This is a genomic window from Aeromicrobium sp. (genome assembly GCF_023146395.1).
Classification (GTDB): Bacteria; Actinomycetota; Actinomycetes; order Propionibacteriales; family Nocardioidaceae; genus Aeromicrobium.
In genome coordinates, this window is sequence record NZ_JAGLCD010000019.1 from 84,000 (window position 1) to 97,039 (window position 13,040).

Consider the following 13,040-nt stretch of genomic DNA (forward strand, 5'->3'; position numbering starts at 1 on the left):
GGCGCCATGAGTCTGCGTCTCGGGCCGGAGCCGTTCCTGCGGTGGACCCGGTTGTGCACCGACGCCCTGGCGAGCGCGCGGGCCGAGATCGACGCGCTCAACGTCTTCCCGGTGCCCGACGCCGACACCGGGACCAACGCCTTCGTCACCTTCGCGGCGGGGGCGGAGGCGGTGGCCGAGCTGGGCGCCGAGGCCGATCTGGTGACGCTCGTGAAGGCGTACCGCGACGGCCTGCTGACCGGCGCACGCGGCAACTCGGGCGTCATCATGTCGCAGCTCGTCCGGGGCAGCCTGTCCGGTCTGCCGGTCACCGAGGAGGTCACGGCCGAGAACGTCGCGGTGGCCTTCGAGCGCGCGACCGCCGCCGCCTACGAGGCGGTCGGTGAACCCCAGGAGGGCACGATCCTGTCGGTCGCGGCCGCGGCGAGCCGAGGTGCGCGCGAGGCTGCCGACGCCGGGCGGTCGGCCCGGGAGGCCTTCAGCGCGGCCGCCGCCGCGGCGCGCGAGGGTCTGGCCCGCACCCCCTCGCAGATGGACCTGCTCGCTCGCGCCGGCGTCGTCGACGCCGGCGGCCGCGTCCTCGTGGTCGTCCTGGACGCCACCGAGCAGGCGCTCACGGGGCGCTCGGCTCCCACGAGCCGAGCCGTCGTGCCGGTGCCCGTCGAGGCGGGGGTCGACCTTGTCGAGGGTGGCCCGGCCTATGAGGTCATGTACCTGCTCGACGCCGCCGACGACGAGATCCCGGCGCTCCGCAAGGCCCTGGCGGCCCTCGGCGACTCCCTCGTCGTGGTGGGTGGGGAACGGCTCTGGAACGTCCACGTGCACGTCGACGACGTCGGCGCCGCGATCGAGGCCGGCCTGCAGGCCGGCACGCCCCGACGCATCGCGGTCACGCACTTCGCCGACCAGGTGGCGGCCCAGCCGAAGCAGCGGCGCCGACAGCGGGTCGTGATCATGGCCACGACGGGCGACGGCATCACCGAGCTCTGCTCCGAGCACGGCGCCGTCACGATGCCGTTCTCGCGCACCTCGCCGCTCTCCCACGACGTCGTGGCCGCCGCACTCGACGCGACCGACGCCGACGAGATCGTGGTGCTGCCCAACAACTCCCGCTACGTCGGGCTGTTCGAGGCGGCCGCGAAGTCGGCGCGCAGCGGAGGTCGGCGGGTCGCCGTGATCCCGACGTCGGCCCAGGTGCAGGGGCTCGCGGCGCTCGCGGTGCACGACCCCGGGATCGACTTCGACGACGACGTCGTGGCGATGTCGAGCGCAGCCGGCGGCACGGCCCACGGGGCCATCACGATCGCGTCCGAGCCGGGCATCACGATGGCCGGACCGTGCGAGGCAGGTGACGTGCTCGGAGTCGTCTCGGGCGACTTCGCCTTCGTGGGGGAGTCGCCGCTGGAGGTCGCGGCCCAGGTCGTGGAGCGGCTCCTGACGCCGTCGTCGGAGCTCGTGACGATCGTGTCCGGCCACGGAGCCGAGGAGAGCCTGGCCGCCGAGCTGCGGACCCACATCCAGGGCGGACGACCCGACGTCGACGTCGAGGTGCACGCCGGGGGCCAGGAGAACTACCCGTTGTTCATCGCGGTGGAGTGACGGTGCCGGTCACGTTCGAGAGCAAGCTTGCGCCGGTCATCGGCGACAAGTCGGCCAAGCCGCTCGCGAAGTCCTTCGGGATCGAGACGGTGGGTGACCTGCTGCGTCACTACCCGCGTCGCTACCTCGAGATCGGCCAGCTGACACCGCTCAGCGACCTGGAGCTCGACCAGCACGTGACGATCATGGCCGAGGTGCGGTCGGTCAAGAAGTTCCCGTTCGGTCCGAACGGCCGCCGCACCCGCACCGAGGTCCTCGTGACCGACCAGTCCGGCGAGATCACGCTGACGTTCTTCGCCAAGATCTACGCACTCAAGCCCGGCGACGTGGGCTTGTTCTCGGGCGTGGTCGGCAGCTTCCGCGGGAAGCTGCAGCTGACCCACCCGCAGCACGACCCGATCGGTGACCGTCTGGCCCGGGGAGTCGTCCCGATCTACCCGGCGAGCGCGTCCGCGAGCTCGGTCGTCATCGAACGGTGTGTGGGGATGGTCCTCGACGCGGTCGAGGACCTCCCGGAGCTGCTGCCCGACGCCGTCCGCGACGCGCGGGGCTACGGCGACGTGGCCGCGTCGTTCGAGAGCGTCCACCGCCCGTACTCGATCGCCGAGGCCATGGCGGCGCGGGCGCGGTTCCGGTTCGAGGAGGCCTTCGTGATCCAGGCCGTGCTCGCCCAGCGTCGGCACGCGGCGGCAGCGGCGACCGCCACGGCGCGACCGCCACGCGCGGGCGGGCTCCGGGACCGGTTCGTGGAGCAGCTGCCGTTCGCCCTGACCGACGGGCAGCGGGAGATCGCCGAGGTCATCGGCGCCGAGCTGGCCACGACACACCCGATGCACCGTCTGCTGCAGGGGGAGGTCGGTTCGGGCAAGACCGTCGTAGCGCTGCTGGCGATGCTGCAGGTCGTCGACGCGGGTGGTCAGGCCGCGATGCTCGCGCCGACCGAGGTGCTCGCGGCCCAGCACCACCGCACCATCACGCGCATGCTGGGCGACCTTGCGCGCTCCGGGATGCTCGGCGGCGCCGAGGACGCCACCCGGGTGCGGCTCCTGACCGGCTCGATGGGGACCCGGGCCCGTCAGGAGTCGCTGCTCGACCTCGTGACCGGCGAGGCGGGCATCGTCGTCGGCACGCACGCGTTGATCCAGGACGGTGTCGAGTTCGCCGACCTGGGTCTCGTCGTGGTCGACGAGCAGCACCGCTTCGGCGTCGAGCAGCGCGCTGCCCTGGTCGACCGTGCCGAGACGCGGCCGCACACGCTCGTCATGACCGCCACCCCGATCCCGCGCACCGTGGCGATGACGGTGTTCGGTGACCTCGACGTGTCGGTCCTGGCCCAGCTGCCCGCGGGACGTCAGCCGATCCAGACCACCGTGGTGCCCATCGCCGACCGGCCGGCCTGGCTCGACCGGGCGTGGGAGCGGGTTCGCGAGGAGGTCGGACGTGGCCGGCAGGCCTACGTCGTCGTCTCGCGCATCGGCAGTGCCGATGAAGGAGGGGGCGACACGGGCGTCGAGGAGTCGCCGACGCGCTCGCTCGTCGAGCTGCACGAGGAGCTGGCCGGCGGCCCCCTCCACGGTCTGCGGCTCGGCGCCCTGCACGGGCGCATGGCCGCCGAGGAGAAGGACGCCGTGATGTCGCGGTTCGCCGCCGGTGAGATCGACGTCCTCGTGGCCACGACGGTCGTCGAGGTCGGGGTCGACGTGCCCAACGCCACCGTCATGGTCGTGATGGACGCCGAGCGCTTCGGCATCTCCCAGCTCCACCAGCTTCGCGGCCGGGTCGGCCGCGGGAGCGAGCCAGGCCTGTGCCTGCTCGTGACCGCGGCGGACGCCGAGTCGCCCTCGGCCGAACGACTGAAGGCCGTCGCGTCGACGACCGACGGCTTCGAGCTGTCGAGGCTCGACGTCTCGATGCGCAGCGAGGGCGACGTGCTCGGCACCCGGCAGTCCGGCTTCCGCTCGAGCCTGCGCCTGCTGTCGGTCGTCCGCGACGAGGACGTCATCGTCGCCGCCCGGGAGGCCGCCACGGCCGTCGTCGCAGGGGACCCCGCGCTGTCGGGTCAGCCGGCCCTCGCTGCCGCCGTGGCGGCGATCGAGGCGTCGGACAGTGCCGAGTACCTGGAGCGCACGTGACGCGGGTCGTGGCCGGCACGTTCAAGGGGCGCCGGCTGCGCACGCCGCCCGGTGACGCGACCCGGCCCACGTCCGACCGGGTCCGGGAGTCGCTGTTCGCCACGCTCACCTCGGCGTTCGGCGGTCTGGACGACCTGCGGGTGCTCGACCTGTTCGCGGGGTCGGGCGCGATCGGCATCGAGGCGCTGTCGCGCGGTGCCGCGCACGCCGACCTGGTCGACCCCGACCGGCACGCCGTGCGCGTGATGCGGAGCAACCTCGACGAGCTCGCGATCAGCACCGCGCGCGTGCACCCGGTCAAGGCGGCGGCGTTCCTGCGCAGGCCGCCGCCGCAGCCCTACGACCTGATCGTGCTCGACCCGCCGTACGCGGTCGCCACGGCCGAGGTGGCGGCGCTCGTGGGCGAGCTCGCCGACCCGGTGTGGTGCCTGCCGGACGGGCTCATCGTCGTGGAGCGCTCGAGTCGCGACCCCTTCACCTGGCCCCCTGGGATCGAGCCGTACGACGAGCGCGCGTACGGCGAGACCACGCTTTGGTACGGTCGCTGACATGAGCGATCGGACGCCAACGCGGGTCGTGTGCCCGGGCTCCTTCGACCCCGTGACCAACGGTCACCTCGACATCATCACGCGGGCCTCGTTCCTGTTCGACGAGGTCATCGTGGTGGTGCTGGTCAACGAGTCGAAGAAGGGCCTGTTCGACATCGAGGAGCGCATCGACCTGATCCGTCGGTCGGTGCACCAGCGCCCCAACGTCTCGGTCGACTCCTACGCGGGCCTGCTCGTCGACTACTGCGCGCAGAACGACGTCTCGGCCATCGTGAAGGGCCTTCGCGCGGTCTCGGACTTCGACTACGAGCTCCAGATGGCGCAGATGAACGGCAACCTCACGGGGGTCGACACAGTCTTCATCCCGACGTCGCCCGACTACATGTTCATCGCCTCCAGCCTGGTCAAGGAGGTCGCCCGCCACGGTGGCGACGTCGCCGACCTGGTGTCCACCCCGGTGCTGGCCGCGCTCGACGCCAAGTTCGGTCACTAGCCCGTCGGCTCTGCCCCTGCCGCGAGTCGCGGTGCGCAGGCAACATCGTGTGGCGCTCGTGAGGTTGCTGGTTCACCGCCCCGGCCATCTCGGCGGCTGCTACGCAGGCGTCGCGGAGCCGGGAAGGCCGATCGAAGTCAGCTAGTCCGGCAGGATCGGCTGCGAAGCGCGCGGACGGCCCTCGCCGAGCTGGGCGGCCCGCCGCACCGAGGCCGTACCGAACTTGCCGCGGACCTCGTCGATCGCTGTGTCGAGCTCGGTGCCCGAGGTGGCGTCGAGGGGGAGCGCGAGCTGAAGAGGTGCGTCGTCGACCTGACCCACCGAGACGCCGATCAGGCTGAGGCCGCGGCGCTCGACCTCCGGCCATCGCTGGCGGAGCAGCGTACGAGCGGCGTCGAGGACCGTCGTGGTGTGGGACGTGGGGCGCGCGAGCGTGTGCGAGGCGGTGGAGCGACCGAAGTCGCCGAACCGCAGCGAGATCGTGACGACGCTGCCGGTGCGGTCGACCCGGCGCATGCGGCTCGTGACGCGATCGACGAGGCCGAGCAGGATCGTCTCGATCTCCTCGACCGACCGGCGCCTGCTGCCCAGGGCGTGCTGGGCGCCCATGGAGCCGCGACGCTGGCCCGTCTCGACGCGGCGCGGATCATGCCCCTGCGCGAGGGCCCAGAGGTGGCGGCCCGAGGCCGCGCCCAGCAGCGCCGTGGCCTCCCGCAGCTCCATCGCGGCGATCTGGCCGACCGTGCGGACGTGGTGGTGGTGGAGCTTGGCCGCGGTGACCTCGCCGACCCCCCACAGGCGTTCGACCGGCAGGGCGTGGAGGAACTGCTGCTCGCCCTCCAGGTGCACCACCAGCAGGCCGTCGGGCTTGGCCGACGCGCTGGCGATCTTGGCGAGGTACTTGGTGCGGGCCACGCCGACCGAGATCGGCAGGCCCACCCGCTCGGCGACGTCGGCCCGGAGCTGGCGGGCGATCTGCGACGGCGCACCCCGGATGCGCCTCAGGCCACCGACCTCGAGGAACGCCTCGTCGATCGACAGGGCCTCCACGACGGGAGTGGTGTCGTGGAAGACCTCGAAGACTCGCCGGCTCGCCTCGGTGTACGCCTCGAACCGCGGGGGCACGACGACGGCCTCGGGACAGATCTGCCGGGCCCGGCGGATGTTGGAGGGGGTGCGGACCCCGCGCTTCTTGGCCTCGTAGGACGCCGCCACGACGACACCGCCACCCACGATGACGGGGCGGCCCCGCAGCGCGGGGTCGTCGCGCTGCTCGACCGAGGCGAAGAACGCGTCGAGGTCGGCGTGCAGCACGGTCCCCTCGGTGAGCGGGCCGTCGGTCATGGGACGATCATGGGCCCCCGCGCCGACAGGACCGGACCGAACGCCTCGATTTCCACGCAGTCCGCCCGCAGGCTATGATCGTCGCTGGCCTGCTCGCAGGTCATGTGTTGTGCACATGCGACGAACGGATGAGCGTGCAGACGGGACCTCTGGTCATCGACACCCACGAGCTGGGGCGACGACCAGGCAACGAACGCTCGTATCACCTGTCCGCCGAGGTGCCGGCGCAGTGGGGCTATGACGTCTTCGGCGTCCCCGAGGGTTCACTGATCGACCTGGAGCTGCGGCTCGAGACGATCATGGACGGGATCCTGGCCACAGGAACCACCACGGTGACGGCGACCGGCGAATGTGTGCGGTGCCTGACCGATGTCGAGGACGAGATCGACCTCGAGGTCCAGGAGCTGTTCCTGTTCGACCGGCCCTCCGACCCGGAGGAGGCCGAGGAGTCCCAGTGGCTCGAGGGCGACCTGCTCGACTTCGAACCCGCGTTGCGAGACGCGGTCGTGTTCGCACTGCCGCAGCACCCGTTGTGTGATCCGGAGTGTCCGGGACTGTGCCCTGAGTGCGGGGCTCGGCTCGCGGATGATCCCGACCACACGCACGGAGCGCAGATCGACCCCCGGTGGTCGGCTCTGTCCCAGATGATCGAACCCCCCAAGGAGTAATCGTGGCCGTCCCGAAGCGGAAGATGTCGCGCAGCAACACCCGTCACCGTCGCTCGGCCTGGAAGGCCGCGAAGGTCCAGGTCGTCGACTGCGCCAACCCCGCGTGCGACAGCAAGGTCATCCCGCACCGCGCGTGCCGCGAGTGCGGCCAGTACGGCGCCCGCGGCGAGCGTCGTCAGGTTCTCTGAGCTCCTGACCGACCCCGTCGTGGACGAGCACGGCGCCGCTGAGCCCGGCACGCACGAGCTCAGCGCCGTCCTGGGAGTTCCGGATCTCGACCCGGAGCTGCTGACCCATGCCCTGACGCACCGGTCGTTCGCGTACGAGAACGGCCAGGTGCCCAACAACGAGCGCCTCGAGTTCCTCGGTGACTCGGTGCTGGGGCTCGTCGTGACCGACGCGCTGTTCACGACCCATCCCGACCTGCCGGAGGGCCAGCTCGCGAAGCTGCGCTCGGCCGTCGTCAGCGCCAAGGCGCTCGCGGTCGTGGCGCGCACGCTCGGCATCGGCGAGCACGTCCGTCTGGGCCGCGGCGAGGAGGCCACGGGCGGACGCGACAAGGCGTCGATCCTGTCCGACACCGTCGAGGCCCTGATCGGCGCCATCTACGTGCAGTTCGGCATCGAGCGTGCCGCCGAGGTGCTGCACCGCATCTTCGACCCCGTCATCGCCGACGCCGCCCGTCTGGGTGCGGCGCTGGACTGGAAGACCTCGCTGCAGGAGGTCGCTGCTGACCAGGGGCTCGGCGTGCCCCGCTACGTCGTCCAGAGCGAGGGCCCCGACCACGCGCGACAGTTCACCGCCGCGGTGCACGTGGGCGACCACGTCTTCGAGGGCGGGGCGGGCACCTCCAAGAAGGAGGCCGAGCAGCAGGTCGCCCAGATCGCGTGGGAGGCCCTCACCGGCGCGACGCCGGCCACCGCACGTGCCTGAGCTGCCCGAGGTCGAGGTCGTCCGTCGCGGCCTGGCCGATCACGTCGTCGGCCGGCGGATCACGGCGGTCCGCGTGCTCGACGTGCGGTCCCTGCGGCGCCACGCGCCGGGGCCGGAGGACTTCGCCCTGCGGCTCACGGGCCGCGTCGTGGCCGGTGCCTGCCGGCGCGGCAAGTACCTCTGGCTGCCGCTCCACAGTGAGGACGGTGGCGCGGGTGACGCGCTGCTGGCCCACCTCGGCATGAGCGGGCAGATGCTCGTGAGCACGCCGGACGCCACGCCGCAGAAGCACCTCAAGGTCACTCTCGATCTCGAGGACGGCACGCAGCTGCGCTTCGTCGACCAGCGGATCTTCGGCGGTCTCGCGCTCAGCGACGAGATGGTGCGCGACGGGGGAGCGGACCTGCCGGTCGAGGTCGCGCACGTCGCCCGCGATCCGCTCGACCCGCTCTTCGACCCCGCGCAGTTCGCGGCCCGGCTCAAGCGGCGCGAGACCGGCATCAAGCGTGCGCTGCTCGACCAGACGCTCATCTCGGGGGTCGGCAACATCTACGCCGACGAGGCGTTGTGGCGGGTGCCGCTGCACTACGCCCGCAACACCCGCACCCTGCGGCGCACCGAGGTCGACACCCTGCTGCACCACGTCACCGAGGTCATGGCCGAGGCGTTGGAGCAGGGCGGCACGTCGTTCGACGCGCTCTACGTCAACGTCAACGGCGCCAGCGGCTACTTCGACCGCTCGCTGCACGCCTACGGCCGCGAGGGCGAGCCGTGCGACCGCTGCGGCACCCCGATGCGTCGCAGCGCCTTCATGAACCGCTCGTCCTTCTGGTGTCCCCGTTGCCAGCCCCGCCCCCGCAACGGCCGCTTCTAGCCCGGGCGGTGAGTTGCTCGCCCATCCTTCGCCGCGGGCGGTGAGCTGCTCGCCGATCCGGACGCTCGATCGACGAGTAGGTCACCGCTCCCTCGCGCGTTAGCCGAGTAGGTCACCGCCCGGGAGGGGTCCGCTACCGTGCTGGCGTGACGAGCTACGGAGCGGAGGCGCGAGCGCGCTTCGTGGCCGAGCCGCCCAAGCGGGCCGGCCGCACGCCGTTCGAGCGCGACCGGGGGCGCATCGTGCACTCCGCGGCCCTGCGCCGGCTGTCGGCGAAGACCCAGGTCATGGGCGCCGGTTCCGATGACTTCGTCCGCAACCGCCTGACCCACTCCCTCGAGGTCGCGCAGGTCGCGCGCGAGCTGGGTGCGTCGCTCGGCTGCGACCCTGACATCGTCGACTCCGCCGCGTTGGCCCACGACCTCGGTCACCCACCCTTCGGCCACAACGGCGAGGCCGCGCTCGACGCGGTCGCGACGGCGTGTGGCGGCTTCGAGGGCAATGCGCAGACCCTGCGTCTGTTGACCCGGCTCGAGGCCAAGACCTTCGGGCCCGACGGGGCGAGCGTCGGCCTCAACCTCACGCGAGGCACGCTGGCCGCCTGCATCAAGTACCCGTGGCGCCGGGGCGCGGCGCCCGGTGGCGGCCCCAAGTTCGGCGTGTACGAGGACGACCTCCCCGTGTTCGCCTGGGTGCGGGCCGAGGCGGCGCCCCACGTGCGCCCCGTCGAGGCGCAGGTCATGGATCTCTCCGACGACATCGCCTACTCGGTGCACGACGTCGAGGACGGGGTGGTCGGCGGCTGGTTCGACCTGACCGACGACCTCGAGCTCGATCGCGTGTGCGCCGTCGCCCGCGACTGGTACCTCCCGGACGCCGACGACGACCGGCTCGGCGCCGCGATGGAGCGCCTGCAGCAGCTGCCGGAGTGGCCCTCGACCCGCTTCGACGGCAGCCGCGCGGCACTCGGCAGGATCAAGAGCCTCACGAGTGCGCTGATCGGCCGGTTCGCCGTCGCCGCGCAGACCGCGACGACCCAACGGTGGGGTCCGGGCCCGCTCGTGCGATTCGACGCCGATCTCGAGGTCCCGCGCCAGACCCTCGACGAGATCACGGTGCTCAAGTCGCTCGCCGCGCACCACGTGATGCTGGCCGACGACCGCACGGCCAACCAGCAGGACCAGCGGGACCTCCTCACGGCACTCGTGGCCGGTCTGCTGGACCGCGAGGGCCGCGATCTCGACCGCGACCTGGCCGCCGACTTCGCCGTCGCACCGGACGACGCCGCACGGCTTCGCGTCGTCGTCGACCAGGTGGCGTGCATGACCGACGTCTCCGCCCCGATGTGGGCCCAGCGGCTCGGTCTTTGATCTGTCAGAGGCTCGTCCTACGGTCGACCCATGACTGACCTGCCTCCAGTGGTGGCCGCGTACCTCGACGCCCGCGATGCTAGGGACCACGCCGCGGCCCTTGCCGCCTTCGCGCCTGACGCCCGGGTCGTCGACGACGGAGGAACGTACGACGGCACCGCCGAGATCGGTCGGTGGGTCGAGCGCTCCTCGACACAGTTCACCTACACGACCACCCGGCTGGGGCACACCGTGGACGACGATGGCCGGGTCGTGGTGCAGGTGCGGATCGACGGCGACTTTCCCGGTGGCACGGCCACCTTGCAGCAGCGGTTCGCGCTCGAGCACGGTCTCATCGCCCACCTCGAGATCGCTCCGTAGGGCCGTCGGCCGCCCGTGGACGGGTGGGCCCAGGGGAGTGGGGCGCCGACATAGAATGCGCGCATGCCGCGGATCAAGGACGAGGACATCCAGCTCGTCCGCGAACGCGCCCGTATCGACGAGGTCGTCGAGTCCTACGTCACGCTGCGCAACGCCGGCGGCGGCGCCCGCAAGGGCCTGTGCCCGTTCCACGACGAGAAGTCGCCGTCGTTCAACGTCCGCCCGGCGCAGGGGTACTACCACTGCTTCGGCTGCGGGGTCGGCGGTGACTCGATCAAGTTCCTGATGGAGATCGAGGGCCTGCCGTTCGCCGAGGCCGTCGAGCGCCTCGCCTCGAAGTACGGCATCCAGCTGCGCTACGACGAGGACGCCCGCCCCACCGGCCCGCGCCGTGACCCGCGCCAGCGCCAGCGACTGCTCGAGGCGCACCGGTACGCCGGCGAGTTCTACGCCCAGCAGCTCGGTTCCTCGGCCGAGGCCCAGGTCGCGCGCCAGTTCATCAAGGACCGCGGCTTCGACCAGGCCGCGGCCGAGCACTTCACGCTCGGGTACGCGCCGAAGGACCGCCAGAGTCTCACCGGCTTCCTCAAGAACCAGGGGTTCACCGACGAGGAGCTCGTGGTCGGTGGCCTGGCGCGGCGTACCAACAGCGGCACGTTCGACGTGTTCCAGGGGCGTCTGCTGTGGCCCATCAAGGAGATGACCGGCGAGATCATCGGCTTCGGCGCCCGCAAGCTGTACGACGACGACTTCATGGCCGGCAAGTACGTCAACACCTCCGAGACGCCGATCTACAAGAAGACCCAGGTGCTCTACGGCATCGACCTGGCCCGCCGGCAGATCTCCGGCGCGAGCCAGGCCGTTGTAGTCGAGGGCTACACCGACGTCATGGCGTGCCACCAGGCCGGCGTCACCACGGCGGTCGCCACGTGCGGCACCGCGTTCGGCGAGGGCCACGCCCGCATCCTGCGCCGGCTCATGATCGACCACGACGCGTTCCGCGGCGAGGTCGTGTTCACCTTCGACGGCGACGAGGCCGGGCAGCGGGCCGCCGTGAAGTCCTTCGAGGGCGACGAGGAGTTCGTGGGTCAGACCTACGTCGCCGTCGAGCCGCGTGGCATGGACCCGTGCGACCTGCGCATGGCCGACGGCGATGCGGCGGTGCGCGAGCTCATCGCCTCGCGCATCCCGCTGTACCGCTTCGTGCTCGACAACACGCTGAAGCAGTACGACCTCGACCGCGCCGACCAGCGCGTCGACGCGGTCCGCGACGCGGTGCAGCTGGCCAGCGCGATCCGCGACGCCTCCAAGGTCGACGCGTTCCTGCGCGAGGTGGCCGGGCGCATCGGGGTCGAGGTCGAGCAGGTGCGCTCCGAGCACCAGAAGGCGAAGGCGCGTCCGGCCCGGGCGAAGCCGACCGGTCCGAGCGCCCCGGCGGACTCGGCTGAGGCCCCACCGCAGGAGCCGTCGGCGTTCTCCGCGGGGCCGTCGTTCGGCGCGCCGCAGTTCGCCGACGAGCGCGAGGCCCTGAAGGCCCTCGCGCAGCACCCGCACACCGCGGCCCAGTTCGCCGCTGACCTCGACGAGGACGACTTCACCCATCCGATCGCCCGGCACATCTGGTCGGTCATGGCGGCCCAGGGCTGGCCGGCGAAGGAGGATCCCAGCTGGGTGCCGCGCGTCTCGGAGACGCTGCCCGAGGAGCTGCGTCCGATCCTGTCCCGAGCGGCCGTCGAGCCCCTGCTCGCGCAGGAGCACACCACGGTGCAGGTCGTGTCGTCGAGCATCTTCCGGCTGCAGGTGCTCACGGTCGGGCGGCACGTCGCCGATCTGAAGTCGCGTCTGCAGCGCACCAATCCGCTCGAGGAGCCCGAGCAGTACAACCGCATGTTCGGCGAGCTGATCGCGCTCGAGCAGCAGCACCGCGAGCTGCGCGAGAAGGCCGTCGGCGGCGTCGTCCCCAGCTGAGCCTCGTCCACAGCGATCCTCCGGCGGGTCCCCTCGGCGGTGATCTCGCAGCACGGTGGGGTGCATGGCGATGTCATGGGTCCGGCAGGTGTGGGACGAGCCTGAGCTCGAACGTGAGCGCGAGGGCGATCTGGCCCGTCGCGCGCGGTCTGGCGACGGGGAGGCGCGGGGCGCGCTGATCCGGTCGGGCCTGAGGCACGTCGTCCAGCGGGCCCGGATGCTCGGCTACCGCGGGGACGCCTTCGACGACGCCGTGCAGTCGGGATGTCTCGGACTCATCCGGGCCGTCGACCGCTTCGACCCGGACCGGGGAGTGCGTCTGCGCACCTACGCGTGGTGGTGGATCGGTGAGGCGATGCGCGCCGCCGTCCCGACGGGGGAGGTCGAGCTCCCGGCCGATCTCCCGGCGCCTGAAGCAGAGCCCCACGAGCCCGTCGACGAGCGCTTGGACTCCGTGCCCGAGGTGCTCCGTCTGCGGTTCCGACTCGGCCAGGAACCGGGCCCACCCCGCCCCCGCCACGAGGTCGCCCGGCTGCTCGGACTGACCGAGTCGCAGGTGCGCGAGCAGGAAGCCCGGGCGATGCGACAGATGCGCGCGCGGCTTGCTAAGGTGGTGCACCGTGCTCCCGCTGAGGGAGCCGATCCCCCATAGCTCAATTGGCAGAGCATTCGACTGTTAATCGAAGGGTTTCTGGTTCGAGTCCAGATGGGGGAGCAATGTGCCCAGTCGCGGATGCGGCTGGGCCTTTGT

Annotated in this window: 13 protein-coding genes and 1 tRNA gene; 13 read left to right on the forward strand and 1 reads right to left on the reverse strand. The window is 71.8% G+C overall.

Translation table 11 applies throughout. The annotated features are described in order from the left end of the window. Window positions 1-6: 6 nt before the first annotated feature. From KAG51_RS13600 to coaD, 4 genes are read left to right on the forward strand one after another with little or no spacing between them, the layout of a single operon-like run. On the forward strand, window positions 7-1,599 hold the full coding sequence (locus KAG51_RS13600) for a DAK2 domain-containing protein (RefSeq protein ID WP_290584382.1): 1,593 nt from the start codon (window positions 7-9) through the stop codon (window positions 1,597-1,599). Further along, window positions 1,596-3,731 (forward strand): ATP-dependent DNA helicase RecG, encoded by a 2,136-nt coding sequence (locus tag KAG51_RS13605; protein WP_290584383.1) that lies wholly within the window; start codon window positions 1,596-1,598, stop codon window positions 3,729-3,731. The genes KAG51_RS13600 and KAG51_RS13605 overlap by 4 nt, the downstream gene beginning before the upstream one ends. Then, window positions 3,728-4,279 carry a 16S rRNA (guanine(966)-N(2))-methyltransferase RsmD gene (gene rsmD / locus KAG51_RS13610; RefSeq protein WP_290584384.1) on the forward strand — a complete coding sequence of 184 codons (552 nt, stop codon included), beginning with the start codon at window positions 3,728-3,730 and terminating at the stop codon, window positions 4,277-4,279. Before KAG51_RS13605 ends, rsmD begins: the two co-directional genes overlap by 4 nt. Before the next feature lies 1 nt (window position 4,280). Further along, complete coding sequence (coaD, locus tag KAG51_RS13615; protein WP_290584385.1) at window positions 4,281-4,772, forward strand: pantetheine-phosphate adenylyltransferase; 492 nt, start codon at window positions 4,281-4,283, stop codon at window positions 4,770-4,772. Between the two features lie 141 nt (window positions 4,773-4,913). Here the strand turns inward: coaD and dinB are convergent, their stop codons facing one another. Next, window positions 4,914-6,116: a DNA polymerase IV gene (gene dinB / locus KAG51_RS13620; RefSeq protein WP_290584386.1), complete on the reverse strand. Its 1,203-nt coding sequence runs from the start codon at window positions 6,114-6,116 to the stop codon at window positions 4,914-4,916. Window positions 6,117-6,244: 128 nt separating this feature from the next. Between dinB and KAG51_RS13625 the strand changes: the two genes are divergently transcribed. The 9 genes from KAG51_RS13625 (at window position 6,245) to KAG51_RS13665 (ending at window position 13,004) form a co-directional block, all read left to right on the forward strand. After that, on the forward strand, window positions 6,245-6,784 hold the full coding sequence (locus tag KAG51_RS13625) for a DUF177 domain-containing protein (RefSeq protein ID WP_290584387.1): 540 nt from the start codon (window positions 6,245-6,247) through the stop codon (window positions 6,782-6,784). Window positions 6,785-6,786: 2 nt separating this feature from the next. Then, complete coding sequence (gene rpmF / locus KAG51_RS13630) at window positions 6,787-6,972, forward strand: 50S ribosomal protein L32 (RefSeq protein ID WP_290584388.1); 186 nt, start codon at window positions 6,787-6,789, stop codon at window positions 6,970-6,972. A 19-nt stretch (window positions 6,973-6,991) separates the two neighbouring features. Beyond that, the gene (rnc, locus tag KAG51_RS13635) at window positions 6,992-7,717 is read left to right on the forward strand and encodes a ribonuclease III (protein ID WP_290584389.1); all 726 of its coding nucleotides are present in this window, start codon (window positions 6,992-6,994) and stop codon (window positions 7,715-7,717) included. Further along, on the forward strand, window positions 7,710-8,591 hold the full coding sequence (gene mutM, locus KAG51_RS13640; protein WP_290584390.1) for a bifunctional DNA-formamidopyrimidine glycosylase/DNA-(apurinic or apyrimidinic site) lyase: 882 nt from the start codon (window positions 7,710-7,712) through the stop codon (window positions 8,589-8,591). The genes rnc and mutM overlap by 8 nt, the downstream gene beginning before the upstream one ends. A 146-nt stretch (window positions 8,592-8,737) precedes the next feature. Beyond that, complete coding sequence (locus tag KAG51_RS13645; protein ID WP_290584391.1) at window positions 8,738-9,961, forward strand: deoxyguanosinetriphosphate triphosphohydrolase; 1,224 nt, start codon at window positions 8,738-8,740, stop codon at window positions 9,959-9,961. 30 nt (window positions 9,962-9,991) lie between these two features. Then, window positions 9,992-10,321: a nuclear transport factor 2 family protein gene (locus tag KAG51_RS13650; RefSeq protein ID WP_290584392.1), complete on the forward strand. Its 330-nt coding sequence runs from the start codon at window positions 9,992-9,994 to the stop codon at window positions 10,319-10,321. Window positions 10,322-10,384: 63 nt separating this feature from the next. Further along, on the forward strand, window positions 10,385-12,289 hold the full coding sequence (dnaG, locus tag KAG51_RS13655) for a DNA primase (protein WP_290584393.1): 1,905 nt from the start codon (window positions 10,385-10,387) through the stop codon (window positions 12,287-12,289). A gap of 64 nt (window positions 12,290-12,353) precedes the next feature. Beyond that, complete coding sequence (locus tag KAG51_RS13660) at window positions 12,354-12,941, forward strand: sigma-70 family RNA polymerase sigma factor (protein ID WP_290584394.1); 588 nt, start codon at window positions 12,354-12,356, stop codon at window positions 12,939-12,941. After that, window positions 12,932-13,004 (forward strand) — tRNA-Asn (locus KAG51_RS13665). The genes KAG51_RS13660 and KAG51_RS13665 overlap by 10 nt, the downstream gene beginning before the upstream one ends. Window positions 13,005-13,040: the final 36 nt, after the last annotated feature.

Bases quoted from the DNA above. Each gene is read 5' to 3' on its own strand.
- KAG51_RS13625 (WP_290584387.1), top strand. From the start codon at position 6,245: ATGAGCGTGCAGACGGGACCTCTGGTCATCGACACCCACGAGCTGGGG.
- coaD (WP_290584385.1), top strand. From the start codon at position 4,281: ATGAGCGATCGGACGCCAACGCGGGTCGTGTGCCCGGGCTCCTTCGAC.
- dnaG (WP_290584393.1), top strand. From the start codon at position 10,385: ATGCCGCGGATCAAGGACGAGGACATCCAGCTCGTCCGCGAACGCGCC.
- dinB (WP_290584386.1), bottom strand. From the start codon at position 6,116: ATGACCGACGGCCCGCTCACCGAGGGGACCGTGCTGCACGCCGACCTC.
- KAG51_RS13660 (WP_290584394.1), top strand. From the start codon at position 12,354: ATGGCGATGTCATGGGTCCGGCAGGTGTGGGACGAGCCTGAGCTCGAA.
- KAG51_RS13600 (WP_290584382.1), top strand. From the start codon at position 7: ATGAGTCTGCGTCTCGGGCCGGAGCCGTTCCTGCGGTGGACCCGGTTG.
- KAG51_RS13650 (WP_290584392.1), top strand. From the start codon at position 9,992: ATGACTGACCTGCCTCCAGTGGTGGCCGCGTACCTCGACGCCCGCGAT.